This is a genomic window from Larsenimonas suaedae (genome assembly GCF_023712105.1).
Lineage (GTDB): Bacteria > Pseudomonadota > Gammaproteobacteria > Pseudomonadales > Halomonadaceae > Larsenimonas > Larsenimonas suaedae.
This window is the reverse complement of the sequence record NZ_JAMLJI010000004.1, coordinates 78,572-103,856: the sequence shown is the minus strand read 5'-3', so window position 1 is coordinate 103,856 and position 25,285 is coordinate 78,572. Positions and strand designations below refer to the sequence as shown.

General features: G+C 62.0%; 25 protein-coding genes. 18 read left to right on the top strand and 7 right to left on the bottom strand.

Annotation, left to right across the window (positions count from 1 at the left end; all coding sequences use genetic code 11):
- Positions 1–37: 37 nt before the first annotated feature.
- Positions 38–703 carry a hypothetical protein gene (locus NAT49_RS12170; RefSeq protein ID WP_251594577.1) on the top strand — a complete coding sequence of 222 codons (666 nt, stop codon included), beginning with the start codon at positions 38–40 and terminating at the stop codon, positions 701–703.
- Positions 704–740: 37 nt separating this feature from the next.
- Here NAT49_RS12170 and NAT49_RS12165 read toward each other — a convergent pair whose 3' ends face one another.
- The gene (locus tag NAT49_RS12165) at positions 741–2,099 is read right to left on the bottom strand and encodes a BAR domain-containing protein (RefSeq protein ID WP_251594575.1); all 1,359 of its coding nucleotides are present in this window, start codon (positions 2,097–2,099) and stop codon (positions 741–743) included.
- Between the two features lie 114 nt (positions 2,100–2,213).
- The gene (locus NAT49_RS12160) at positions 2,214–3,119 is read right to left on the bottom strand and encodes an AEC family transporter (RefSeq protein WP_251594574.1); all 906 of its coding nucleotides are present in this window, start codon (positions 3,117–3,119) and stop codon (positions 2,214–2,216) included.
- 151 nt (positions 3,120–3,270) lie between these two features.
- On the opposite strand from NAT49_RS12160, the gene NAT49_RS12155 reads away from it, so the two are divergent.
- The 6 genes from NAT49_RS12155 to NAT49_RS12130 all read left to right on the top strand — a co-directional run bounded on the left by NAT49_RS12155 (position 3,271) and on the right by NAT49_RS12130 (position 8,525).
- Positions 3,271–3,990 carry a glutathione S-transferase gene (locus NAT49_RS12155; RefSeq protein WP_251594572.1) on the top strand — a complete coding sequence of 240 codons (720 nt, stop codon included), beginning with the start codon at positions 3,271–3,273 and terminating at the stop codon, positions 3,988–3,990.
- 64 nt (positions 3,991–4,054) lie between these two features.
- Complete coding sequence (grxB, locus tag NAT49_RS12150) at positions 4,055–4,702, top strand: glutaredoxin 2 (RefSeq protein ID WP_251594570.1); 648 nt, start codon at positions 4,055–4,057, stop codon at positions 4,700–4,702.
- Positions 4,703–4,792: 90 nt separating this feature from the next.
- On the top strand, positions 4,793–5,446 hold the full coding sequence (gene gmk, locus NAT49_RS12145; RefSeq protein WP_251594568.1) for a guanylate kinase: 654 nt from the start codon (positions 4,793–4,795) through the stop codon (positions 5,444–5,446).
- A 124-nt stretch (positions 5,447–5,570) separates the two neighbouring features.
- Positions 5,571–5,822 carry a DNA-directed RNA polymerase subunit omega gene (gene rpoZ, locus NAT49_RS12140; RefSeq protein ID WP_251594566.1) on the top strand — a complete coding sequence of 84 codons (252 nt, stop codon included), beginning with the start codon at positions 5,571–5,573 and terminating at the stop codon, positions 5,820–5,822.
- Positions 5,823–5,852: 30 nt separating this feature from the next.
- Positions 5,853–7,979, top strand: coding sequence for a RelA/SpoT family protein (locus NAT49_RS12135; protein ID WP_251594564.1), 2,127 nt, complete (start codon positions 5,853–5,855; stop codon positions 7,977–7,979).
- A gap of 156 nt (positions 7,980–8,135) precedes the next feature.
- A complete protein-coding gene (locus NAT49_RS12130; RefSeq protein ID WP_251594562.1) occupies positions 8,136–8,525 on the top strand; it encodes a RidA family protein in 390 nt (129 codons plus the stop codon).
- A gap of 91 nt (positions 8,526–8,616) precedes the next feature.
- On the opposite strand, the gene NAT49_RS12125 is transcribed toward NAT49_RS12130, so the two are convergent.
- Positions 8,617–9,486, bottom strand: a complete 870-nt coding sequence (locus NAT49_RS12125) for an SDR family oxidoreductase (protein WP_251594560.1) — start codon at positions 9,484–9,486, stop codon at positions 8,617–8,619.
- A gap of 108 nt (positions 9,487–9,594) precedes the next feature.
- Between NAT49_RS12125 and NAT49_RS12120 the strand changes: the two genes are divergently transcribed.
- Together NAT49_RS12120 and recG are read left to right on the top strand one after the other, a co-directional pair.
- Positions 9,595–10,518 (top strand): hydrogen peroxide-inducible genes activator, encoded by a 924-nt coding sequence (locus tag NAT49_RS12120; protein WP_251594558.1) that lies wholly within the window; start codon positions 9,595–9,597, stop codon positions 10,516–10,518.
- A complete protein-coding gene (recG, locus tag NAT49_RS12115) occupies positions 10,515–12,605 on the top strand; it encodes an ATP-dependent DNA helicase RecG (RefSeq protein ID WP_251594556.1) in 2,091 nt (696 codons plus the stop codon). Before NAT49_RS12120 ends, recG begins: the two co-directional genes overlap by 4 nt.
- 18 nt (positions 12,606–12,623) lie before the next feature.
- Here recG and NAT49_RS12110 read toward each other — a convergent pair whose 3' ends face one another.
- Both NAT49_RS12110 and NAT49_RS12105 read right to left on the bottom strand, forming a co-directional pair.
- Complete coding sequence (locus tag NAT49_RS12110; RefSeq protein WP_251594554.1) at positions 12,624–12,989, bottom strand: hypothetical protein; 366 nt, start codon at positions 12,987–12,989, stop codon at positions 12,624–12,626.
- A 109-nt stretch (positions 12,990–13,098) separates the two neighbouring features.
- A complete protein-coding gene (locus NAT49_RS12105) occupies positions 13,099–13,371 on the bottom strand; it encodes an HU family DNA-binding protein (RefSeq protein ID WP_251594552.1) in 273 nt (90 codons plus the stop codon).
- Between the two features lie 296 nt (positions 13,372–13,667).
- On the opposite strand from NAT49_RS12105, the gene NAT49_RS12100 reads away from it, so the two are divergent.
- The 7 genes from NAT49_RS12100 to NAT49_RS12070 all read left to right on the top strand — a co-directional run bounded on the left by NAT49_RS12100 (position 13,668) and on the right by NAT49_RS12070 (position 21,276).
- Positions 13,668–14,189: a chorismate--pyruvate lyase family protein gene (locus tag NAT49_RS12100; RefSeq protein ID WP_251594550.1), complete on the top strand. Its 522-nt coding sequence runs from the start codon at positions 13,668–13,670 to the stop codon at positions 14,187–14,189.
- A gap of 79 nt (positions 14,190–14,268) precedes the next feature.
- Positions 14,269–15,141, top strand: coding sequence for a 4-hydroxybenzoate octaprenyltransferase (gene ubiA, locus NAT49_RS12095; RefSeq protein ID WP_251594548.1), 873 nt, complete (start codon positions 14,269–14,271; stop codon positions 15,139–15,141).
- Positions 15,142–15,372: 231 nt separating this feature from the next.
- Positions 15,373–16,059 (top strand): phosphate regulon transcriptional regulator PhoB, encoded by a 687-nt coding sequence (gene phoB / locus NAT49_RS12090; RefSeq protein ID WP_251594546.1) that lies wholly within the window; start codon positions 15,373–15,375, stop codon positions 16,057–16,059.
- Positions 16,060–16,074: 15 nt separating this feature from the next.
- Positions 16,075–17,391, top strand: a complete 1,317-nt coding sequence (gene phoR / locus NAT49_RS12085; protein WP_251594544.1) for a phosphate regulon sensor histidine kinase PhoR — start codon at positions 16,075–16,077, stop codon at positions 17,389–17,391.
- Positions 17,392–17,591: 200 nt separating this feature from the next.
- Positions 17,592–18,110 (top strand): Hcp family type VI secretion system effector, encoded by a 519-nt coding sequence (locus NAT49_RS12080; RefSeq protein ID WP_251594493.1) that lies wholly within the window; start codon positions 17,592–17,594, stop codon positions 18,108–18,110.
- Between the two features lie 224 nt (positions 18,111–18,334).
- Positions 18,335–20,296: a type VI secretion system Vgr family protein gene (locus tag NAT49_RS12075; RefSeq protein WP_251594542.1), complete on the top strand. Its 1,962-nt coding sequence runs from the start codon at positions 18,335–18,337 to the stop codon at positions 20,294–20,296.
- 44 nt (positions 20,297–20,340) lie between these two features.
- Positions 20,341–21,276, top strand: a complete 936-nt coding sequence (locus NAT49_RS12070; protein ID WP_251594540.1) for an N-acetylmuramoyl-L-alanine amidase — start codon at positions 20,341–20,343, stop codon at positions 21,274–21,276.
- A 21-nt stretch (positions 21,277–21,297) separates the two neighbouring features.
- On the opposite strand, the gene NAT49_RS12065 is transcribed toward NAT49_RS12070, so the two are convergent.
- Positions 21,298–21,819: a phenolic acid decarboxylase gene (locus tag NAT49_RS12065; protein WP_285836134.1), complete on the bottom strand. Its 522-nt coding sequence runs from the start codon at positions 21,817–21,819 to the stop codon at positions 21,298–21,300.
- 247 nt (positions 21,820–22,066) lie between these two features.
- Here NAT49_RS12065 and NAT49_RS12060 point away from each other — a divergent pair, with 247 nt between their 5' ends.
- Together NAT49_RS12060 and NAT49_RS12055 are read left to right on the top strand one after the other, a co-directional pair.
- On the top strand, positions 22,067–22,786 hold the full coding sequence (locus NAT49_RS12060) for a GntR family transcriptional regulator (RefSeq protein ID WP_251594538.1): 720 nt from the start codon (positions 22,067–22,069) through the stop codon (positions 22,784–22,786).
- Between the two features lie 57 nt (positions 22,787–22,843).
- Entirely contained in the window at positions 22,844–24,190 is a 1,347-nt protein-coding gene (locus tag NAT49_RS12055) for an MFS transporter (protein ID WP_251594536.1), read from the top strand.
- A 68-nt stretch (positions 24,191–24,258) separates the two neighbouring features.
- On the opposite strand, the gene NAT49_RS12050 is transcribed toward NAT49_RS12055, so the two are convergent.
- On the bottom strand, positions 24,259–25,269 hold the full coding sequence (locus tag NAT49_RS12050) for a 2-hydroxyacid dehydrogenase (protein WP_251594534.1): 1,011 nt from the start codon (positions 25,267–25,269) through the stop codon (positions 24,259–24,261).
- Between the last annotated feature and the right edge of the window lie 16 nt (positions 25,270–25,285).

Below are 25,285 nucleotides of genomic sequence, written 5' to 3'. Positions count from 1 at the left end.
GGTATTATAGTTAGCATGCTCACAATATAGGTGCGTCATGCGCTACCACGCTTTACCTCAGGACATGCTCGCCTCGCGCGTTTCACTGACCCTTGCCCGCTACCTTGGCTACGCTCTGATCCTGGCGCTGATCTGCCAGCTCGAACTCTGGACGCTGACCGTTGACGCCATGCCCCGTTTCAGCGAGACCTCATTTGTCGAGGTGGCCCAGAGCGTCGCGCTTGCGCTGTCGGTCGTGGTGCTTATTTGGGCGCGCCGCTTCCCATTGTACCGGCAAGGCGTCGTGCTCATGGCCGGATGGCTGCTCGCGTCATTGATTCGCGAACAGGATTTTCTGTTTGATCAGATGATGGATGGTCTATGGCAAGTGCTGGTCGCCGCGGTTGCTCTGCCCACCCTCGTTTACACCTGGCGGCAGCGCGCGACACTTGCGCAGGAGTGCCAGCGCTTTTTCGCGACTCAGGCCTTTGGCCTGTTCATGGGCGGCTTTCTGACAACCTACGTCTTTTCACGACTGTTGGGGCGTAAGGTGGTATGGCAGGCCGTGCTCGGCTCGGACTATGCCTATCGCATCAAAAGCGGCGTTGAGGAGAATATAGAGCTTCTGGGGTATCTGCTGATGCTGTTTGCCTGCATCGAGCTGGCGCTTCAGGCCCGCCGACATTTTCAAAAAAGCCTGAGTTTCGAAGGCGTGACGCATTGACGACGGCACCAGACGCCCGGTGCCGTCGCCATGTGGCTCAGTCCGTGCGGTCGTCCGGCAGGGCTGCCAGCGCAGCAATCACGCCCTGATTGAAGCGCTGGTCGGTGCGCGCCGAGCGAATGCCGTCCATGTCGATGGTCAGCACATCCTCATCGGCCGAGGGCACCGGCCAGCGAGCATCGATGAGCTTATAAAGGTATTTGGGCTGGGAAAACATCGAGGATCCACCGCCCTCGGTGGTCATGACCAGCGCCAGTACGTCAGCCCCTCCGTCAAGATCGAAGGGCTCATCAAGCCGAGCCTCGCTGTACTTCGAGTCTTCAACCAGTTTGGCTGCGCGCTGCTCAACGAGGGCGTTTTGGGCCTCGACCAGCGCCTGAGCCTCGCTTGATTGCGCGTTACGCACGAAGCGCTGTTTCTGTTGCGGCGAATCGACCCGCTCGAGATCCCGCTCGAGGCGTTCGATCTCGCTTTGAGTGCGGCCAAGGCGATTGTTCAGTGCTCTCATCGGCCCGAACTTGTTCTCCGCGACAATCTTTGCATCCCGCAGCGACTGCTGCGCGCTCTGACGCTGACCGCGCAGCGACCCGTCTTCATTGCGATAACTGCCGATCTTGTCCTGAAGGGCGCGGTACTCATCGAAATTATCGACGTAGACCTGGGTGCCGGAGAGGTCCTTCAGCGCCTTGTTGGGCAGCGACAGGTAATAACAGCGGCCGTCTTGCTGCTGACGGTCTACCGTCACCCGGCCATCGTATTCCTTACACGGGCCCGAGCGCGCGGTGTAGCCGTACACGCCCGTACGCGGCGACAGCGTTCGGACCGGAATTTCCTGTTTGACGATGTTCGTGTTCCAGGCCTCGATGGCCTCGCTTGCAAGCGCCTGGGCACGCGTCTGTGCCTTGTCGATCTGCGCCTCGATCGCCTCGAGCCGCTCCTTGGGCACCTTGATTTCCTCGAGCATGTCCTGCTCGACCGCCTTTGTATCGCTCAGCGTGTCCTTGGCGTTGGAGAGTTCCTGATTCAGCGCCGTGCGCTGAGAATCAACCTGCTTCCCCCACGCCGATTCGGCCTCCTTGCGCGCCTTAACCAGCGCCTTGGCCGGCTGGTTGATCGCCTTGTCGTCAAGCGTCGAGAGCTTGGGCGTTTCAAGCACGGTCGTGTCGCGCACGAACGACTCGAGCGTCCCGACATCGGCCACCAGCGCCTTGGCCGAGGCAATGTCGTCCTGCGAGAAATAGTGGATCCGAGCGTCAGTGGACGACGTCAATCTGGACAGCGCCTGCTCTGGAATGTCGAGCCGTGCCTCCTTTGGATAGTTGTTGTCGCCGCATCCCTGTAGCGCGCCTACCAGCGCGACTGCGGTCACCGCATAGGCCATCTTTCGTTTTATCATGAGTGTCGCCCGCCTGATCCCAAGAGTGAATGAACGTTACGTCCGCCGATTGTAGAGGCTCACAATCTGCTCAAGTGTAATTAAGTGTTATCTCACATGAGTGGCTCTGTGTGCTTAGCCATGAAGCCATAGCCCCCAGACCGGAAGCGTCAGCGCCGCCCCGATCGTCGACAGAAAGATGCAGGCGCCAAGATCGCGCTGTTGATCCCCCGGTGCGACGAACGCCAGTACATTGACCCCGATCGGACCCGCCGCAAGCAGAATCAGCACCTGACGCGCCGTATCGCCAAGCCCGGGCAGCACCGAGGTAACAAGGGCCACCAGCGTCGGAAACACCAGCAGCTTGGTCGCACACACGCCCCAGACCTCGAGCCTCGGTCGAAACCGATAGCGGGTGAGGCCCGCCCCCAGAAAGATCAGCGCACACGGCAACGCCGCGCGCGCGAGCCAGTCGAGCATGGTCCAGAGGGTGTCCGGCAGCGGAAGCGCCAGGACGTTGACGACGCCGCCAAGCGCCATCCCGATCACGAGCGGGTTGGCGAGCGTCTTGAGCATCGTGCGCGGTGAAAACCCGCGGCGCTCCGGGTCAAAAAGGGACAGAAAGAGCGAGTGCGCGGTGAAGGTAATCACGTTGTGAAACGCCAGGATCGCAAAGACGAACACCATGCCCGAATGACCGAACAGCGCCGTGACGACGGGAAGACCGACCAGAATATTGTTCGAATACGCCCCCGCAAGCCCAAATACGGTGGGGGTGCCCGCCCGCCGGTATGTCCAGAGATTGAGCCCCGCGAAGACGAGCATGGCCGGCAGAAAATATGCCGCGATCAGCCACGGCGACAGCGCCTCGCTCAGTGATGCCCGCGCGATGCCCGAAAACAGAAGGCAGGGCATGAACACCTTGAACGTGACCTGACGAAGCCCCTCGAGCTGCTCGACCGCGACCCATTGCCGACGACCAAGGATATATCCCAATAGAATCAGCCCGAAAATGGGCAATATGGCCAGCACTGCGGTCATGAAAAACCTCGAATGTCGTCGGTTGTGAAGCACTCGGTCGAGGTCACTACGCTACCACGCGCTCGACCATGGTGGCATAAGCGCACGCCCGGCTCGCAGCCGGGCCATCCCCTCGCTAAGCTGGCGACTGGCGATACCAAAGGAGAATCGTATGCAGTACGCGCTTTACTATTGGCCAAGCATTCCCGGGCGAGGAGAGTTCGTGCGCCTTGCCCTGGAAGCAGGCGGAGCCACCTATCGGGATGTAGGGCGTGAGCCGGACGGTCTCGAGCAGATCGAGGCCTTTCTAAACGGTGAAGCCACGGCCACCCCACCCTTTGCGCCCCCGTTTCTGGTCAGTGAGACTCGAGTGATTTCTCACGTCGCCAACATTCTTAGAACGCTCGGCCCCGAGCTTGAACTCGTACCTGACGATTCCTACGCCCGGGACTGGGCCCATAGTCTGCAACTGACCCTGACCGACTTTGTTGCCGAAATACACGACACCCATCACCCGCTCGGCCCATCGCTTTACTTCGACGAGCAAAAGACTGAAGCCCGCCGCCGAGCCGTGACCTTTCTGCAGGATCGGCTGCCGCTGTTTCTGGGCTACTTCGAGCAAATCCTCGACAACAACCCCGTCAGTGACTGTCATCTGGTCGGCGATCGATTGAGCTACGTCGACACCTCGCTCTTTCAGGTCATGATGGGCCTGCGCTACGCCTTCCCCAATGCGATGGCGGACATCCACCCCACGGTGGCCGGGCTCGACCGCGTGATCACGGCCGTCAGGACGCACCCGCGACTTAGAGACTACCTCGACTCACCAAGACGCCAGCCCTTCAACGAAAATGGCATCTTCCGGCACTATCCGATGCTTGACCAGACGTGAGCCTTGGCCCCAGCGCCCGCGGTTGGCTAGGCTTTCATGATCAACACTCATTCTGCGAGGGCTCATGAAACTCTACGTCTACGATCACTGCCCGTTTTGCGTCAAGGCCCGCATGATCTTCGGTCTGAAAGACGTGCCCTTTGAGCTCGAGATTCTGCTCAATGACGACGAAGAGACGCCACGCCGCATGACCGGGGTCAAATCCCTGCCGATTCTTGAGCGCGACGACGGCTCCTTTCTGGGCAAAAGTCAGGACATCATCGAAGAAATCGACCGTACACACGGTGCGCCTGTGCTCGATGGGCCGCGCAACCCCGAGCTTGCCCGCTGGCTGAAGGCCACAAGTGACACCGTACTGGCGCTGGTGATTCCCCGTGTGCCCCAGGCGCCGTTCGGGGAGTTCGCAACGCCTGAAGCCCGCGCCTACTTCACCGAGAAAAAGGAAGCGGCGTTCGGGCGCTTTGATGAGCTGCGCGATCAAACCAGCACGCACCTGATCGATCTCGAGCGCTGGCTCAACGAGCTGGAGCCGATGATCCAGTCGACCGAGGCCGTCAATGGCGTGCTGTCGCAGGATGATATCGAGCTGTTCGCTACCCTTCGCCAGCTGTCTCTGGTCGAGGGGGTTCAGTACCCCGCACGCGTCGACGCGTATCGCCACGCCATGGCCAAACTGGCTCAGGTGCCCTTGAACGACGAATTCGCCCTATAATAGCCCCGGCCAAGCGGCCGGGCTGCGCCCGATGCACCTGCTGTGCGATACTGGGCGCTTTCCGTTTTCATTTCAGCGACCAAGACCGCCATGACCGATACGCCCACGCCCAAAGAACCCGGCCAGCTCTACATCGTTTCCGCCCCCTCGGGCGCCGGAAAGACCAGCCTGGTCAGCGCCTTGCTCCAGCGCACCGATCACATCGGCGTGTCTGTCTCGCACACCACCCGCGCCATGCGCCCGGGGGAAGAAAACGGGGTCAATTACCACTTCGTGGCCGAGTCCGAGTTCGAGGCCATGATCGCGCGGGGCGAGTTCTTCGAGCACGCCTGGGTATTCGACCGGCACTACGGCACCTCACGCCCGGCCGTCGAAACCCGGCTGCTTGCCGGCGAGGATGTGATTCTTGAAATCGACTGGCAGGGTGCGCAGCAGGTGCGCGAGCAGCGCCCCGATGCCCGCTCGATCTTCATTCTCCCGCCCTCGCGAGAGGCACTGCGGTTTCGTCTTTCAAGCCGCGGGCAGGACGACGCCGCGACCATCGATCGCCGCATGCGTGACGCCATCAGTGAGATGTCGCATTTCGACGAGTTCGATTACGTCGTCATCAACGACCGCTTCGACGAGGCCCTCGAAGAGCTCTCGAGCATCATTCGCGCCGAGCGCTGCCGACGCGCGCGCATTCAGACCACCCGCGGGGCGCTGCTCAGCGAGCTCTTGTCACACGAGCCGCCAGTCGAGTAGACTCGATTTCCCCCCGAACATACGTCTTTTGCCGCGCCGGGCTTGTTTTATCCCTGAGCTGCGGCACGGCAAGAGCACCGTCTGACGATGTCGTCACACATTTAAACGATCAGGTAGATTACCTATGGCACGAGTTACCGTCGAAGATTGCCTCGACTACGTTGATAACCGTTTCCAACTGGTGATGGTCGCCACCAAGCGCGCGCGTCAGCTCGCTCGTGGTAGCCGCAACAGCGAACTGGACTGGGAAAACGACAAGCCCACCGTCATGGCACTGCGCGAAATCGCCGCTCAGAAAGTCGGGCCGAGCGTACTCGACGAGCCGACCGAAGCGCCGGCCCCTCGCCCGCGTCCGCAACAGCCCCAAGACGTCTGATCAACGGGCCAACGGTCAGAAAGGCGACTTATGTTCACTATCGATGATCTGGCGGACCGACTGGACGGCTATCTGCCTCAGGAAGAAATTCGCCAGGTCAAACGCGCCTTCTACTACGCCGAACAGGCCCACGATGGCCAGCGCCGCCGCTCGGGCGAGCCGTACGTCACACACCCGTTAGCGGTGGCGAACATTCTGGCCAACATGCACATGGACTATCAGAGCCTGATGGCCGCCATGCTGCATGACGTCATCGAAGATACCGGTGTGCCCAAGACGGCACTCGCCCGCGAGTTCGGGGAAGAAGTGACCGAACTCGTCGATGGCGTCTCGAAGCTGACCCAGATCACGTTCGAGGACAAGGCGGTCGCGCAGGCGGAAAACTTCCAGAAGATGGTGCTTGCGATGTCACGCGACATTCGCGTCATCATCGTCAAGCTTGCCGACCGCCTGCACAACATGCGCACCCTCGGGGCACTCAGGCCCGACAAGAAGCGCCGGATCGCTCGCGAAACGCTTGAGATCTACGCCCGCATTGCCAGCCGTCTCGGCATCAACACCATCCGCGTTGAACTCGAAGATCTGTCATTCCAGGCCATCTACCCCATGCGCTCGGAGCGCATCCAGCGTGCGGTCACCAAGGCCCGTGGCCACCGCCGCAGCATGATGCGCGAGATTCAGGGCACGCTTCAGCAGTGTCTGGATCAGGAAGGCATGACCGGTACCGTCATCGGCCGCCAGAAGCACCTGCTGTCGATCTATACCAAGATGCGCGACCAGCACAAGTCCTTCAACGAACTGATGGACGTGTTCGGCTTTCGCATCATCACCGATCAGGTCGACACCTGCTACCGCATCCTCGGCGCCGTGCACAACCTCTACAAGCCCGTGCCCGGCCGCTTCAAGGACTACATCGCCATTCCGAAAGCCAATGGCTATCAGAGTCTTCATACGACGCTGTTCGGCATGAACGGGATTCCGATCGAAGTTCAGATCCGGACCCGTGAAATGGAGGCGATGGCCAACAACGGCATCGCGGCGCACTGGCTTTACAAGGCCGGCCAGACCGATCGTCCGATCGCGGTCGGAAGCCACGCGCGCGCGCGCGAGTGGATCAAGGGGCTGCTTGAGATGCAGCGCCGGGCAGGCAACCCGCTGGAATTCATCGAACACGTCAAAAACGACCTGTTCCCGGACGACATCTACATCTTCACGCCCAAGGGCGACATTACCGAACTGCCGCGCGGTGCCACTGCGGTCGATTTCGCCTACAGCGTTCACACCGACATCGGCAACAGCTGCATCGCCTGTCGCATCGATCGCTACCTGGCGCCGCTGTCCACCGTGCTGCAAAGCGGTCAGACGGTCGAGATCATCACCGCCCCCGGCGCGCGCCCCAATTCAGCCTGGCTGTCGTTCGTGGTAACGGCCAAGGCCCGTTCGGCCGTGCGCCACCACTTGAAGCATCAAAAGCGGCGAGACTCGGTCGCACTCGGCCAGCGCCTGCTCAACAAGGCGCTTCAGGGCTTCAATGCCAAACTCGACACGCTCGATTCCGCGCGCATCGACCATTATTTGAGCGCCAATCAGCTCGCCTCCCTCGACGACCTGCTCGACAGCATCGGCCTTGGCAACCGCATGGCCTACCCGGTGGCGCGCACGCTTGCCCACGGCGGCGCGGCCAACGACGATACCTCGTTTGACAGCGCCAACGCCCCGATCGTGATTGGAAGCGACGCCAACACCGCGATCAGTTTTGCCCGCTGCTGCTACCCGCTGCCGGGTGACCCGATCATTGGCCACGTCAGCACCGGCAAGGGGATCGTGGTTCACCGCCATGACTGCAAGAACCTGGGCGATCTTCGAAGCGATCCCGAGAAGTGCTTCCCGCTGGTGTGGGCCGATACCATCGAGCAGGATTTCCCGGTCGCGTTGCGGCTCGAGATCGAAACGCAGCGCGGGTTGATCGCGCAGCTGGCGAGTCTGATCAACGACGGCGACGCCAATGTCGAGCGGATCGGCATCGAGGAGCGCGACGCCAAGCTCTCGATCGTCAATCTCGTGATTTCGGTTCAAAGCCGGGTACAGCTTGCACGAATCATCAAACGCATCCGCCATCTGCCCCATGTCAGCAAAGTGGTGCGTTTGACCAATTAAGGCGCGCCGTCGCGCGCGTTTACGACAGTCAGCTTACAACAGCCGGCTTACAACAGCCGGTGTACAACAACAAGACCAACCACGGACAGCGGCGCCTGAGCGCGACCCGCTTTCCGAATGCATCGATTCGACAATAACCCAACTGGAGACGCATTCATGAGCAACAAGGCTGCAATCAAGACAGAAAGCGCACCGGCCGCCATCGGCCCCTATTCCCAGGCCATCAAGGCCGGCAACACGGTGTACCTGTCCGGTCAGATTCCGCTCGACCCGCAAACCATGGAGCTCGTCGGCGGCGACATCGAAGCCCAGACGCATCAGGTCTTCAAGAATTTGTCCGCCGTGTGCGAAGAGGCCGCAGGCTCGCTGAGCGACATCGTCAAGCTCAACCTGTACCTCACCGATCTGGATAACTTCGCCAAGGTCAACGCGATCATGCAAGAGTACTTTTCAGAGCCGTACCCGGCGCGTGCAGCCATCGGTGTGCGTGCGCTGCCCAAGGGCAGCCAGGTCGAAGCCGAAGGCGTCATGGTCATCGGCGACTGAACTCGCCGACGCGTCGACCGCTAAAGCGCGGTTGATGGCCCTAAAAAAAAGCGCGTCCAGGACGCGCTTTTTTTGTGTCGGCGGTGGCCGCTCACTGCGTGCAGGGCAGTCCCGCGGCTTTCAGTACCTCGCGGTAGCCTTCACGGAAGGTCGGGTAGATGAACTCGTACCCGGTGGTCTGAAGGAGCGCACTGTCGCAGCGCTTGCTGGCACGGCGCCTGAGCGGCGATTGAATGATGTCGTGGGACTCGACGCCCATGGCCTTGCCAAGCCACAGCATCACGTCATGAATCGGCGCCGCTTCCTTGTCGCTTGCCAGATAGACCGGCTCGAGCGTTTCGCCCTCAAGCGTCTTTTCGATCAGAAACGTCAGCACGCCCGCGCAGTCGTCCCGATGGATGCGATTGGAGTACATGGCCGGCGACTTCGGCGCGATACGCCCTTCACGCACCTGATTGATCAACCGCTCACGGCCCGGGCCATAGATGCCTGAAAACCGCACGGTCGTACCGGGCAGCGGGCTGGTCTGCAGCCGCTGTTCGGCGCGATGAAGCCACTTGCCGGCAAAGCCTGTCGGTTCGATGGGGCTGTCTTCATTGACGGTTTCACCCTCGCTTTGCCCGTACACCGACGTGGATGAGGCAAAGAAAACATGCTTGGGCGTGTGCTTGCGCGCTTCGAACTCGCTCAGCACATGATCCAGTCCATCGTGGTAGGCCGCCTCGTACGCGCTCTCTTCGAAACGGTCGGCGCTCAGGATATAAAGTACGATATCCGCATCCGGCAAATTCGATAGCGCTGAACTATCATTAATATCCAGTGCCAGGGGCTCGATACCGGTGCCCTCGAGGGCCTGCGCTGAACGGCGCCCCCCGATAACGCGATGACCACGCTCGATCAGCGCCTTGCCGACCCGCGTCCCGACATCGCCACAGCCCAGAATAAGCGTTGTTATATTCACCTTTTCACTACTCCCTGTTACAACTGTACGGATATCATGGTGTTAGGTCGCACTGACCATCACCTGAACTGCCATCCCTGCATTCAGGCACTCTTTTAAGGCCAGCACATGACTCTAACAGAACTTCGCTACATCGTAACCTTGGCGCAGGAACGGCACTTCGGCCGAGCGGCAGAGCACTGTTTTGTCTCCCAACCCACTCTGTCCGTGGCGGTCAAGAAGCTCGAGGAAGAGCTTGGAGTTGCCTTGTTCGAGCGCAGCAAATCCACCGTGCAGGTGACGCCGCTCGGCGAGAAAATCATCCAGCAGGCTCAGCGTGTACTGGAACAGGCAAGCGTGATCAAGGAACTCGCCTCGGAAGGCAAGGATCAGCTCTCAAGCCCTTTGCGAGTCGGCGCGATCTACACCATTGGCCCCTATCTGTTTCCCCATCTGGTGCCGGCGCTTTCAAAACTGGCGCCAAAGATGCCGCTTTATATCGAAGAGAATTTCACAGGGGAGCTTCGACGCAAGCTTCGAAGTGGCGAACTCGACGTCATCGTGGTGGCTCTGCCGTTCAACGAGCCCGATGTGCTGACCAAGGTCATCTATGAAGAGGCCTTCGAGGTTCTGCTGCCCGCCGACCACGCCTGGTTGAAACACGACACCATCGACAAGGAATGGCTGCTTGAAGAGCGACTGCTGCTGCTGGGCGAGGGGCACTGTTTCAGGGATCAGATCCTCGAGACCTGTCCGGCGCTCAACGCCCAGCTCAATAGCCCCACCAATACGCTGATCGCCGAGGGCGGGTCTCTTGAAACCATTCGCCACATGGTCGCCTCGGGCCTTGGCATTACCATCCTGCCGAACTCCGCCACCGGTACCAGCCACTACGAGAGCGGCATGCTCGACAGTCGCCCGTTCAGTGAACCGGCGCCGAGCCGACGCGTGGCGGTGGCCTGGCGGGCAAGCTTCCCCCGACCCAAGGCCATCGATGCATTGACCAACGCCATCAAGCAGTGCCAGGCCGCTAACGGCACCGAGACTGCATGACGGATCGGGCGACGCTTGCACAGCCCGCGTCCAGTCTGAAGGGCGTCGGGCCGGCCTTGACCGAGAAACTGGCGCGTCTTGGCATCGAAACCGTTTCCGACTTTCTGTTTCATCTGCCGCACCGCTATCAGGACCGCACCCAGGTTACCGCCATTGCACACCTGACCAGTGGCCGCGAAGCGGTGATTGAAGGCACGGTCACGGCCTCGGAGCTGGTCAAGGGTCGGCGACAGAGCCTTCTGGTCCGCCTGAAAGACCCGACCGGCATCGTATCGTTGCGGTTTTTCCATTTCAGTCAGGCTCAGCTCAAGCAGTTCGAGCGGGGCACGCATGTGCGCTGCTTCGGCGAGGCCCGTGCGGGCAGTACCGGCCTCGAGTTCTATCATCCGGAGTACCGGGTGCTGACCTCGAACGCGGCAGCGCCGGTCGAGGAGACCCTGACGCCGATCTACCCGACCACCGAAGGGTTGCCGCAGACCAAGCTGCGCGCCCTGATGCAGCAGGCGCTGGAGGCGTTCGAGCACGACCCAGACACGCTGCCTGAACTGCTCGGCGATGCTCTGCGCGCGCGGTTTTCGCTGCCGACGCTCCATGACGCCCTGGCACTGATTCATCGCCCTCCGCCCGAGGTCTCGCTCGATCAGCTGATCGACGGCACCCACCCGATGGTATCGCGGCTGGCGCTGGAGGAAATGCTGGCTCACCAGCTGAGCCTGCGTCAGATCCGGCAGCGCATTCAGCGCGACAGCGCCCCGCGCCTGCACTCCGGTGCCGGACTCGAGGCGCGCTTTCTCGCGGGCCTTCCCTTCGCACTCACTGGCGCGCAGCAGCGCGTGCTCAACGAAATCCATCAGGATCTTGCCCATGGCGCGCCAATGCTTCGGCTCGTTCAGGGGGATGTGGGCTCGGGCAAGACCGTGGTGGCCGCCATGGCGATGCTCAGCGCCGTGGCCAACGGCTATCAGGCCGCGCTGATGGCGCCGACCGAACTGCTCGCCGAACAGCACTACCAAACGCTCTCAAACTGGCTGACGCCGCTTGGGCTGGAGGTCGGCTGGCTTGCCGGCAAGCTCAAGGGCAAGGCGCGTCTTGACGTCAAGGAAGGCTTTGCCAATGGCCGCGTTCAGATCGCGGTGGGCACCCATGCGCTGTTTCAGGACGACGTTCAGTTCAAACGGCTGGGCCTTGCCGTCATCGACGAGCAGCACCGCTTCGGGGTCCATCAGCGCCTTGCCCTGCGCGAGAAAGGCGAGGCCGAGGGCGTAACGCCGCATCAGTTGATCATGACCGCCACCCCGATCCCGCGAACGCTTGCCATGAGCGCCTACGCCGACCTTGATGTGTCGGTCATTGATGAATTGCCGCCCGGGCGAACGCCGGTGCGCACCGTCGCGATGCCCAATGAGCGCCGCGACGAGGTCATCGAGCGTATTCGTGAAGCCTGCCTCGAGGGGCGTCAGGCTTACTGGGTCTGCACGCTTATCGAGGACTCCGACGCGCTTCAGTCGGAGGCGGCGCAAAGCACCCACATCCGACTTCAGGACGCACTGCCGGACCTGACCATCGGCCTGGTTCATGGGCGGATGAAGGCGGCTGAAAAAGCCACTGTGATGCAGGCGTTCAAGGCCGGGGAGCTGGATCTATTGGTGGCAACCACCGTCATCGAGGTCGGTGTTGATGTTCCCAACGCAAGCCTAATGATCATCGAAAACCCCGAACGACTCGGGCTTGCCCAGCTCCACCAGCTGCGTGGACGCGTCGGGCGCGGCTCGACCCAGAGTTTTTGCGTACTGCTCTATCATCCGCCGCTGTCGAATCAGGGCAAGGCGCGGCTTGGCGTCATGCGCGACACCAACGACGGCTTCAAGATCGCCGAACAGGATCTGGCGCTGCGCGGCCCTGGCGAGGTGCTGGGCACACGCCAAACCGGGCTTGTTGATCTAAAAGTGGCCGATCTGACGCGAGACAAGGGGTTGCTTCCAACCGTTCGAGCCTGCGCCGAGGCGCTCGAGCAGGATGATGCGCGCCAGAGCGCGCTGATCAACCGCTGGGTCGGTCGCGGCGCTGACCGCTACGGGCAGGTCTAGCCCCGTCGAGGGCCACGCTCACTTGCGCACGTGCTTCAAAAGCGCTTGAAGCCGTTCGAGATCGCGCACGCTGCCCACCAAACGCAGGCGGTGCGCCATCAAAAGCGTTCGGAAGTGGCGGGCGCTGGGGCGCTTGAGAAAGGAAACGGCGGTGGTGGTGTCTTGAAAACGAAGCTCGAGGTCGGTCGTGACCGGCACGCCCTCGCCGCTATCGACCCCTTTGGGTGCAAGCGTGTAATGGCGTCCAACGTCTGGATCGTCGTCAAGGCCGATGCCGAAGCTGAACGGCCCCTTTTTTTCGAGGTTGTCGCGAAACTCCGGTGAGCGCCGATGCGCACGCTTTAAAAGTTGCCCTAAAAACCACAGTACGAATCGGTATTTCATTGGCGTTCTCCCAGGCCGACACCCTCTAAAGCCTAGGCCAAACAGGCGCGTACGCCCAGTGCCACAGCGCTATAAAAAATGCCGGCGAATGCCGGCATCGATAGCGTACTTACTGAACTGCGTCCTTGAGCTTCTTGCCGGGCTTGAACGCCACGGTCTTGCTGGCCGGAATCTCGAGCGCCTGGCCCGTCTGAGGGTTTTTGCCGGTGCGCGCTGCACGCTCGCGCACAGTGAACGACCCAAAGCCGATCAGCGTGACATCTTCACCTTTAGCAACCTGGCCCGTGATCTCATCGAGAATCACATTGAGCACTTGACCGGCCTTGTCCTTGGACAGGTCGGCTTGTTCCGCGATTGCTGCAGCAAGTTCGGGCTTACGCATAATGTCTCCTAAGTCGTGCGATACATGGCAGTCGATGCCGCGTGCACTGTTGTTTTCTCTTGACCGCCCGGTTTGCTTACCCGGGCACGACCTACAAAGGCGTTGGCCGCGTGACGAGCACGCTCTAGCCTAGCAACCTCTGCCCCGACACCGCCAGCGCAACCTTAGCGTAACGCAATTTAGGCGCCGAGATGGCAAGCGTCAGGGCGGCCCCAGAGGCTACCCATTGGGAAGACGGGGCTCAAGCTCTATACTCACCGCGTCATACCGCACCTCGTTCACCGTGAGCAGACCCGATGCCCCGTTTTTCTCCCTGGCACGCCCTTACGCCATGGCCGGCCACCCTCGATGCCCGCTGGGGCCCCTGGCTTGCAAGCGAGGATTCGCTGACCGCGCGGCTCGAGCACGCCATGCCGTCGCCGCTCGGCGTCACGGTGCTCAACGAAGCGTTCGAGCGCCCCCATCCGGATGAACAACAGCGTCTGGGGCTTGCCTGCCGGCGTCATGTGCGCGTACGCGAGGTCACGCTCGACTGCGGCGACACGCCCTGGGTTTATGCGCGCTCACTGGCACTGCCGACCGCCCGCGCCGAGGCGCTACTGGCGCGCATGGGGCGAACGCCGCTGGGCCACTGGCTCTTTCGACAAAGCGCTACCCACCGCTCGATGCTCGAACTCACCACATACGACCCGCTGGGGGTCGGCGCAATTGCCGGGCGCCGGTCCGTGTTCCAGCACCCGGACATCACGCTTTTGGTGCAGGAATTCTTCCTGCCCGCCATGACCACGGCCTGCCGACTGCCCACCCCAAGCCGATGATGCGTTAGACTCACCCGACGCCATGCACCTTCAGTGTCATCGTTCATCATTACCCACCCAAGGGAGCTTACGCCGCGTCATGATGTCCTTACCGCCCCCGTTTCAGCGCCTGCCCGACTTCTTGAAGCTGATGCGGCTCGACCGCCCCATCGGCACCTGGCTTTTGATGTGGCCAACGCTTGCCGCGCTGTTTCTGGCGTCAAACGGCCAGCCCGAGCGCAGCACGCTGATCATCTTCATTCTCGGGGTGTACGTCATGCGCGCGGCCGGCTGTGTGATCAACGATTACGCCGACCGCAATTTCGACGGCCATGTCGAGCGTACCCGTGCCCGGCCGCTTGCCACCGGGCGTATTTCTGCCAGAGAGGCGCTGATTCTGTTCGCCGCGCTGTTGGTGCTGGCGTTCGTTCTGGTCTGCTTTACCAACGCCTTTACCATCTGGCTGTCGCTGGGGGCGGCCGCGCTAGCGGCAATCTACCCTTTCATGAAGCGCTACACCCACTTCCCGCAGGCGGTCCTCGGGGCGGCGTTCGGCTGGGGCATTCCGATGGCGTTCGGCGCCGTACAGGAAAGCGTGCCCGCCATTGCCTGGTGGCTGTTCTTCGCAAACGTCGCCTGGACCCTGGTCTATGACACCCAGTACGCCATGGTCGATCGCAACGACGACCTGAAGGTCGGCATCAAATCCACGGCCGTACTGTTTGGCGCACAGGACCGGCTGATCATCGGCCTGTTGCAGCTTCTGGTGCTGGGGCTTTTGTTCATGCTCGGCCTTGCCGCCGGGCTTGACGGGTTTTACTGGCTCGGACTTGTCGGCATCGCGGTGACCTTTCTCTATCAGCAGCAACTCACCTGGACCCGCACCCGTGAAGGCTGCTTCAAGGCCTTTTTGAATAACCACTGGAGCGGCGTGCTGCTGTTTGCAGGCATCGCGCTCTCGGTCTGGCCCTAAGCGCAATCCGGCCCGACACGTGCCCCACGCCGTCTCTCGTTTCGCCGCGAGAGGCGGCCGCTTCTGAATAACGCCCCTTCCCGAACGCCTCACCGCCCCTCTTCTCGCCCCTGGCTCCGTGTGTCATATTGCTGTCACACCCAAGCGTTAAAACTGTCATCGCCTTGTCATCAATACCGCCGCACGTACCCACACCACGACGTACTGCGCACTCAATAAAAGAGGCGACTCATGTCGAAAACTGTTCTGATCGTCGATGACGAAGCCGCAATTCGCGAAATGGTGGCTATCGCACTCGAAATGGCCGACTTCAAGGTCCTCGAGGCCGACAACGCTCAGGATGCACATGCCCTGATCGTCGATGACCAGCCGGATCTGGTGCTGCTCGACTGGATGATGCCTGGCCTCAGCGGTATCGAACTCGCACGCCGGCTCAAGCGCGATTCCGCCACGGCCGAAGTACCCGTGATTCTGCTGACGGCCAAGGGTGAAGAAGACAACAAGGTCATGGGGCTTGAAAGCGGCGCCGACGACTACATCGTCAAGCCGTTCTCCCCGCGAGAACTGATCGCCCGGCTCAAGGCCGTCCTCCGGCGCACGACGCCCAAGGGCGTCGAAGAGGCCGTCGAGGTTGATGGTCTGCGCCTTGACCCCTCGAGTCACCGCGTTAGCGGCGCCGGCCAGCTGATCGACATCGGCCCTACTGAATACCGTTTGCTTCAGTTCTTCATGACCCACCAGGAGCGTGCCTATACGCGCGCCCAACTGCTCGACAAGGTCTGGGGCGGCAATGTCTACGTCGAGGAACGCACGGTCGACGTGCACATCCGCCGGCTTCGAAAGGCGCTTGGTGACCCCTATCAACAGTTGATCCAGACCGTGCGTGGCACCGGCTATCGGTTTTCAACCCAGCACTAGGCGACCGCCCCCACCATGCATTACTGGACCAACGAAATATGGCGGCTTTCCTACCTCGTGATCGGGTTCGGACTGCTGGGCCTTTTGATCGGCGCAGGCGGCTGGGGCGTCGCGCTGGGGCTTGCCGTGCATATGACCTTTACGCTCTGGCACCTGAAAAAGCTCTACGGCTGGCTTGAAGCACCGGTCATGCAAAAGCCGCCTTCCGGCGACGGTGTGTGGGGGGATCTGTTCGACCGTCTCTATCGCTATCAGAAAAGCCAGGCGCAACTTCAAGGCCGGCTTCGCCGCGTGCTGACCCGGGTCGAGGAGTCCTCGGAAGCGATGCAGGATGGCATCGTCATGCTCGACCGGGCAGGTCACCTGGACTGGTGGAACAGTGCTGCCGAGCGGATGCTTGGCCTTGACGCCCGCCACGACCGCGGCCACCACATCACCAATTACCTGCGTGACCCGGCCTTTATCCAGTACTTCAACCAGGCCGATTACAGCGAGCCTGTCTTTCTCTCATCGCCGGCGCATGACGGGCGTACCATCGAGGCCCGCATCACGGTGTTCGGCGATAACGAACGCCTGGTGCTCGCCCGCGACGTCACGCGGCTCCAACGCCTCGAGCAGACAAGGCGCGACTTCGTCGCCAATGTCTCTCACGAGCTTCGAACGCCACTGACCGTGGTCTCGGGTTACCTTGAAACCTTTCTGGATCAGGCCGACCAGCAGGAAAGCCCTGTACCGCCGCGCCTCAAGCGCGCCTTCGGCCAGATGCAAAGCCAGACACGACGCATGCAGAGCCTGGTCGATGACCTACTGACGCTCTCCCGACTCGAAACCAGCGAACGGCAGACCGAACGCCAGCCGGTCGATATCGCCGCCCTGTGCCGGGAGATCCACACCGACGCCGCCTCACTCTCGAACGGCCGCCACCAGTTCACCCTGTCACTTGATGAGCACCGGACGATATTGGGCGATGCCAACGAGCTTCGAAGCGCGCTGTCGAACCTGGTGATCAATGCAGTGCGCTACACCCCGGACGGCACCACCATTACCCTGCGTTACCTGGACCACCCTCGCGGTGCGATGGTTGAGGTTATCGACGACGGCGACGGCATTCCCAAGACGCATCTGAGCCGGCTGACCGAACGGTTCTACCGCGTCGACAAGAGCCGGTCGACTCAAAGCGGCGGCACCGGTCTCGGCCTCGCCATCGTCAAGCACGTACTGCTGCGCCATGACGCCCGTCTTGAAATCGAAAGCGACGTCGGCCAGGGCGCCACCTTCCGTTGTGTCTTTCCGGCATCGCGACTGGCCGCAGGGTCATCGCGTCTTACGTGAGGTAACAGGAAAGCAGCAAGAACTTGCCCGCGGGCGATTTGTTGCCTGCCGAGTCGAGCAACATCTTGCCCGACCGCGCCAAACAGCCTCAAAAAAATCATTAAGCATTTGATTTTAAAAACAAAAACAGATATGGCATATAAATTGCCCCTTTATAAGCGGTCCCCAACGGACATCCACGCTTTTATTGGAGCTTTACCATGCCAACACCTTGCTATATCTCGATTCAGGGCCAGACCCAGGGCAACATCACCGCTGGCGCCTTCACTTCCGACTCCGTCGGCAACATCTACGTTGAAGGCCACGAAGACGAGATGCTGGTGCAGGAATTCAAGCACAACGTCACCGTGCCGACCGACCCGCAGTCCGGCCAGCCCTCCGGCCAGCGTGTGCACAAGCCGTTCATCATTACCGTTGCACTGAACAAGGCCGTGCCGCTGCTTTACAACGCCCTCGCCTCCGGTGAAATGCTGCCGAACGTCGCGCTGAAGTGGTACCGCACCTCCGTCGAAGGCCGTCAGGAGCACTACTTCACCACCACGCTGACCGACGCCACCATCGTCGACATCGACTTCAAGATGCCGCACGCCCAGGATCTGCAGAAGTCCGAGTTCACTCAGCTCATCGACATCTCCATGGCGTACCGCAAGGTCGACTGGGAGCACACCGTTTCCGGCACCAGCGGTTCCGACGACTGGCGCGCCCCGCTCGAAGCGTAAGTTCTTACGCTCAAGGGCTCAACGGGCCCATTGCTCGCACTCGACGCCGTGCGCTTTACCGCACGGCGTCTTTTCCGCATTCTAACGGCCTGTATTCATGGCCCATATATTCATGATCCATAGACAGCGTCCTGTGCCTTTCAGTACACCGGCTGGATGAAACGCACAGCGCGTTGACCGACAACGGTTGCCGACCAGGGTTGCCGACAACACGGGAGTTCGACGTGGCGAATCAAACGGGACTTCAATTTTCGATGGTGCTGACCGCGCTGAGTCAGGGCGAGGGCAACGGGTCATCCGATGACGCGGCCGCCGCCCTTTCGGTCGTACGCTTCAGCGGTACCGACGCCCTCTCGGCACCATTGGCGCTCGACATCGAGTTCGAAAGCACCGACGCAGACCTCGATGCCGCGACCGTTCTCGATACCGGCGTCCAGCTCACCGTCTACCGCGACGGCGCCACCGTGCGCACCTTCGATGGCATCGTGACCCTGTTCGAGCGGGGCATCACCGGCGCGCGCCGCACACGCTATCGAGTCATCATGCGCCCCTCGATGTGGCGTCTGTCTCTGACCCAGAACTCCCGGATCTTTCAACAGAACGACCCCAGGGGCATCATCACGACGCTCCTGTCCGACGCAGGCGTCACGCAGGTGCGCTTCGACGTCGCCCGTCAACTGGAGCTTCGCGAGTACTGCGTACAGTACCGCGAGACCGACCTTCACTTTGTCGAGCGGCTGGCCGCCGAAGAAGGCCTTGTCTATTACCATGACTACGCGATGGGCGAGGCCGGCACCAGCCACACGCTGGTCTTTACCGACGATCTCGGCAGTCTGCCAAGCCTCGGGCGCTTCGAAATCAATGTTAAAAGTGGCGGTCAGGGCAGCGCCCCCTACGTTTACGCTTTCAATGCCGGCCAGCGACTGGCAACGACGACCGTCGTTCTGAAGGACTACACGTTTCGAAAGCCCGACTACAGCCTGCAGTTTCTGGCCGAGCATGACGCCACCACCCACGGCACCTTCGAACATTTCGACTACCCCGGCCGGTTCAAGAAAGACGCCTCCGGCACGCCATTCACGCAAGCGCGACTCGACTATCTGCAACGTGACGCCGAGACGGCGACTGCACGCAGCTCCATCGCCGCGCTCTCGAGCGGGCGTCGGCTCCAGCTCGATGGTGACGAGGCCGCAGGCGATGGCAGCTTTGCCGTGATCGACGTCCACCATGACGGCCAGCAGGATCAAGCCACGGCAGAAGACGCCGTCGGCCACCACCAAAGCCAGGGCACGCGTTACAACAACACCGCAACGCTGGTTCCTGCCTCACGCCGATGGGCAGCAACCCCCATTACCAAGCCCCTCGTCACCGGTCCGCAAATCGCGGTAGTGGTCGGCGAGGAAGGCGAGGAAATCGATTGCGACGAGTTTGGTCGCGTGCGCGTTCTATTCCCGTGGGACCGTGAAACCCAGGCCAGTGCGTACCTGCGCGTTGCCCAGGGGTGGGCCGGTCCCGGCTACGGCATGATGGCGCTGCCTCGTATAGGCCACGAAGTCATCGTCACCTTCCTTGAAGGCGACCCGGATCAGCCCATCATCACCGGGCGCACCTACAACGCGGAAAGCACGCCGCCGTACGCACTGCCCGATCACAAGACCCGAAGCGTGGTGCGCACCAAGACACATCAGGGCGAAGGCTACAACGAGCTTCAGTTCGAAGACCGCCAAGGCAACGAACACATCTACGTACATACCCAGCGCAACCTGGAAACGGTCACGCTCAATGACCGGACCGAGCAGATCAATAACGACGCCACACGGTACGTAAAAGCCGATCGATTCACGTCCATCGGTGCCGATGAACATCACACGGTCAAGGGCGAGCGCCGCGAACACGTTCAGGGCAACACCAGCCTGACCGTCGATGGCACGCTGCACATCAAGGCCGGCAAGGCCTGGCTAACCAAGGCCGGGCGCGAGATTCACGTCAAGGCTGGCCAGAACGTGGTGATCGATGCTGGCACCGAACTCACCATCGAAGCCGGCGGCAGCTTCATCAAGCTCGACCCCTCCGGCGTTACCATGTCGGGCCCGACCATCAAGCTGAACTCCGGCGGCAGTGCCGCCAGCGGCAGCGACCAGGCCGCAGAGGCCCCCACGGCCCCCAAGAAACCGCAGCAGATGTAAGCATGCTAGAGTTCGGGCTCTGCATTCACTGACACCGACGCCGCATGCTCTACTCGCTTACAAGACCGGCAAGCCTCATCGCCCTCGTGGCGCTGATAACGGGCTGCGCCAGTAGCTCGCTAACGCTTCCCACCGAGTGGCACCCCTATCAGGCGCCGCCGCTGTTGGCGCCCGGCCCGCCGGACCGCTTGAGCCAGTCGCATCCGCTGGACGCGCGGGCGGGCTATCTGGTCGATCACCACTATCCGGCTAACGTCAGCAATTCACGCGTGCGCTTTCTGGTGCTTCATTTCACAAGCGACGACAACGCGGCCGCATTTCGCGCCCTTCAGGGCCCAAACGTCAGCGTGCATTATTTGATCACCCGCTCGCCCGAACGTCGGGGCGACACCCCCATCGTGCTTCAGATGGTGCCGGAATCACGCCGGGCCTGGCACGCAGGCGTCAGCGCCTGGCAGGGCAGAACCCACCTCAATGACAGTTCGATCGGGATCGAGATCGTCAACGAAGGCCCGCGGGAGGGCACGCTCAATGGCTGGGCCCCCTACTCCGTCGACCAGATCAACGCCGTGATCGCGCTCGCCCGCGATATCTCCCGACGCTACGGCCTCGACCCGACCGCCATCGTCGGCCACTCGGACATCGCCCCGACCCGCAAGGTCGACCCGGGGCCGGCGTTTCCGTGGTATCGGCTTTACCGCGCCGGCATCGGCGCCTGGCCCAACCCCGAAGACGTCGACCACTTTCGTGCGCGCTTCGAGCGTGAGCCGCCGTCGCTCGCACAGTTTCTGGGTGCCCTCTCGGCCTACGGCTACGCCGTCTCGCCGACCGACCGATTGACCGACCAGGCCCGCGCCGCCACCCGCGCCTTTCAGATGCACTTCCGGCCCGCCGATTACTCGGGCGAGCCGGACACGCAAACCGCAGCGATTCTCTGGGCGCTGCTCGAACGCTACCGACCGGAGGCGCTTCCGCGCTAGCCGCGCAGATCCGGTTCAGACTCACTGCCGACGGTCGGCAAACCCCTCGGGCAATGCCTCGGGCGCACACGCGATCACCCGTTCGTCGTTCGGCCCCGGGCAGTCCTTGAAGGTGAGCGTGGCGAACTCATCGATGATCAGATAGGGATAGGTTGGCCCGGCGTCCCGGTAACGCACCATCGCCTCCAGATGGTCGTTCTGATAGCAGACCGTACGCTCCGGATGCTCGGCGACCCAGCGCGGAAAGAAGATGATGCCGTGCACTCGCCGCTCGGACAGATTGAGCGCCAGGCTGACCGACGTGCCGGTTGGCTCATGCCAGGACACCTTGCACACCTCGTCGCTCAATCGAGCCAGATGCACTTTCTGATCCTTGACCCATCGGCCTCCGACCATGCCGCCGTGAATGCGGTAGTCGATGGTGTCGGCGTTCTTGAGATACAGCTCGTATTGCCAACCGTTGTCGTAGGTGTAGATGACGTGGTGCCCGATGAAAGGGGTCAACTCATCTGGCCGAGTGGATTCAAACGATTCGTTGTTCATGACGTCCTCGCGATGGGTAGAAGGGGTGGCGCCTATAGAAGAGGATGGCGCCTGTTGCGCGCCTCGTCATACGTACCGAGCGGCTCAATGTATACACGCTGCTTGAGGCCTAGTGCTTTAGACCAAATTTGGCCCGAAAAGGTCGCGAATTCCTCGCTTGCCCGATACATGTGTATACATGGCGACGTGTTTTTCACCTGTGGAGGCAAGCGATGCGGCGGTCCATGTTCCCTCGAGCGGCCCGATCATGCGCCAGTCAGTGAGTGTGCTGCTCACCCTTCGAAGCTGGATTCTCGACGGCACCCTGTGTGCGGGTGAGCGTCTGTGGGAGGCCTCACTGGCCGACCGGCTGAGCGTTTCCCGAACGCCCCTTCGAGAAGCGCTCAGCCGCCTCGCCCATGAAGGACTTCTCGAGCGCGCGGACCGGGGCGGCTACGCGGTGCGAAGCTTCTCGCCCGAGTACCTCAAGCAGACCATCGAGCTTCGAGGCACCCTCGAGGGGCTGGCCGCGCGTCAGGCCGCCGAGGCACGCCCATCCGCGACCCGGCTCGAGCCCTTGCGCCAGCTCGTTGACCGCATCGACGCCCTTGTGACGCATCCCGTCCTAGATGAAGACGCCCTCTCGCAGTACACGACGCTCAACAGCGCATTTCACCAGCACCTGATCGCACTGGCCGACAACATGGCACTGGCCGAAGCGCTGGCGCGCATCGAACACCTGCCCTTCGCCTCACCCAGCGCGTTTGTCATGAGCTACGCCCACTCGCCCTCGGCGCATCGAAGCCTGCTCATCGCCAACGACCAGCACCGCTGCCTGGTCGATGCCATCACCCACGGCGAAGGCGCCCGTGCCGAACAGATCGCGCGCGAGCACGCACGCCTTGCCCAACGCAATCTCGACACCGTCCTCGAGCACCCGGCGCGGCTCGAGCGCCTGCGCGGCAGCGCCCTGATACAAGCGCCCTGACCGATCGACTGCCCCTCTGATGCATGGGCATGCAATAACAACAACGAGGAGTCCTGCATGACACCCGACACCACCGCCCACGTTCACGCCGACCCACGCCAGCTGATCGACGACGCCCCGATGGGGCGCGCCCAGATTCTGGCCGTCGCCGCGACCGTCACCCTCAATGCGCTCGATGGGTTCGATGTGCTCGCCATCAGCTTCGCCGCGCCTGGCATCGTGGCCGAATGGGGCATCAATCGCGCCGAGCTGGGGGTGGTACTGGCCATGGAGCTGATCGGCATGGCACTGGGCTCGATCCTGCTGGGCGGTCTGACCGACCGAATCGGGCGCCGGCCGGCCAATCTGGGCTGCCTGCTTTTGATGACGATTGGCATGCTGATGTCGGCCATGGCGGCAAGCGTGACCGAACTTGCCACCTGGCGCGTGCTCACCGGCGTCGGTATCGGCGGCATGCTGGCCTCGATCAACGCGACCGCCGCCGAGTACGCCAACCGCAAGAGCCGCAATCTGTGCGTGTCGCTGATGGCCATTGGCTACCCGCTGGGCGCCATCATCGGCGGCACCGTCGCCGCCCAGCTTTTGCGCCTGTTCGACTGGCGCGCCGTGTTCTTCTTCGGCGCCGGGGTGACGGCACTGATGATTCCGCTGACCTTCCTGCTGCTCAAGGAAACCGTGCCGTATCTCTGCCAGCGCCGCCCCCCGAACGCCCTCGAGCGCATCAACCGTGAAATGCGAAGACTCGGTCATCCAACGGTCGCGCACCTGCCGGAGCTGCCCGCCGATCAAAGCGACGGCTCGCTGCTGGCGATCTTCAAACCGGGGCTGATTCGCACCACGCTGCTGTTGACGCTGGCTTACTTCATGCACATCGCCACCTTCTACTTCATCATCAAGTGGGTGCCGGAGATCGTCGTGGGCATGGGCTTTGACGCTGCCAACGCCGCAGGCGTACTGATTTGGGCCAATATCGGCGGCGCGCTCGGTGGCATACTGCTGGGGCTTCTGGGCCGCTATCTGCCGATCCGCAAGGTCACCATCGCGGCGCTGTGCCTGTCGGTCGTCATGGTTATCCTGTTTGGCCGGGGCGCGGACTCGCTGAGCGAAGTCTCGCTGATCGTCGGGGTGACCGGCTTTTGCACCAACGCAGGGGTGGTGGGCCTTTATGCGCTGTTTGCCCAGCGTTTCCCGACCGCCCAGCGCGCCTCGGGCACCGGCTTTGCCATCGGGGTCGGCAGGGGTGGCGCCGCGCTGTCACCGATCGTGGTCGGCATCCTCTTCACGCTGGATTTCGGCCTTCAGGGCGTGGCCATCACCATGGCGCTCGGCGCCGCAATTGCCGCCGTGGCCCTTCTGATGCTCGGCGCGTCACCGGCAGAAACGACCAGCGATCACGCGGGCTAAGCCCTTGAAACGACACACGCCGGGGCAAGCCCCGGCGTGTGTCGTTCTAGTGACGTCTGATCCGTCGCCTAGCCTCGGTCAAGCGCGTCCCAGTTGTAGGGCGCCTGCGGGCGGTCGCCCTGAAGGCTCTGGATCAGGTTCTGAACCGCAAGTTCTGCCATCGCGAAGCGGGTCTCATGAGTGGCCGAGCCAATGTGCGGCAAAGTGACGGCGTTATCGAGACGCGTTAGCGGCGAATCCGCCGGCAGCGGTTCCGTTTCGAACACATCAAGGCCCGCCGCACGGATGGTGCCGTTTTGAAGCGCCTCGATCAGCGCCGGCTCATCCACCACACCGCCGCGGGAGATGTTGACGAAAATGCACTCGGCGCCCATGGTCTCGAACGCCTTTTGATCGAACATCTTCCGGGTAGCGTCTGACAGCGGCACCGTCACGCAGACGATGTCGGAGCGCTCAAGCAGTGTCTCGAACTCGAGCCAGGTCGCGTCGAGCTCCTGCTCAACGATCTCATGGCGCGAGCGATTGTGGTAGTTGACCGTCATGCCGAAGCCAAACTTCGCGCGCCGCCCGATCGCCTGACCGATACGGCCCATGCCGACAATGCCGAGCGTCTTGTGGTGCACATCGACGCCGAACTGAGGTTCCTTGACGCTCTCGGTCCATTCGCCCTTTCTGACCATGTTGGCAAGCTCGACTCCGCGCCGCGCCGCGGAAAGAATCAGCAGGAACGCGGTGTCCGCGGTGGTCTCGGTCAACACGTCCGGGGTATGGCACAAGACAATGTCGCGCTCGTTCAGATACGCGATGTCATAGTTGTCGACGCCTACCGAAATGCTCGAAATCGCCTCCAGCCGCTCAGCACGCGCAAGCAACTCACGGTCAAGCTTGACGCTTGCACCGATCAATCCATGAGCGCGCGGCAGCGCCTCGAGGAAATCGGCGTCCTCGGTCAGGTCGGTAACGCAGGTGAAATCGAGCACCGTGAAGCGCTGCTCGAGCTGCGCCATCAGGTCTGGCGCCAGCGGGCGCTTATAAACAATGACCGTTTTCTTCTCGGGGGGCGTAGTGGTGTCTGCCATCGGGCTGCTCCTTGTT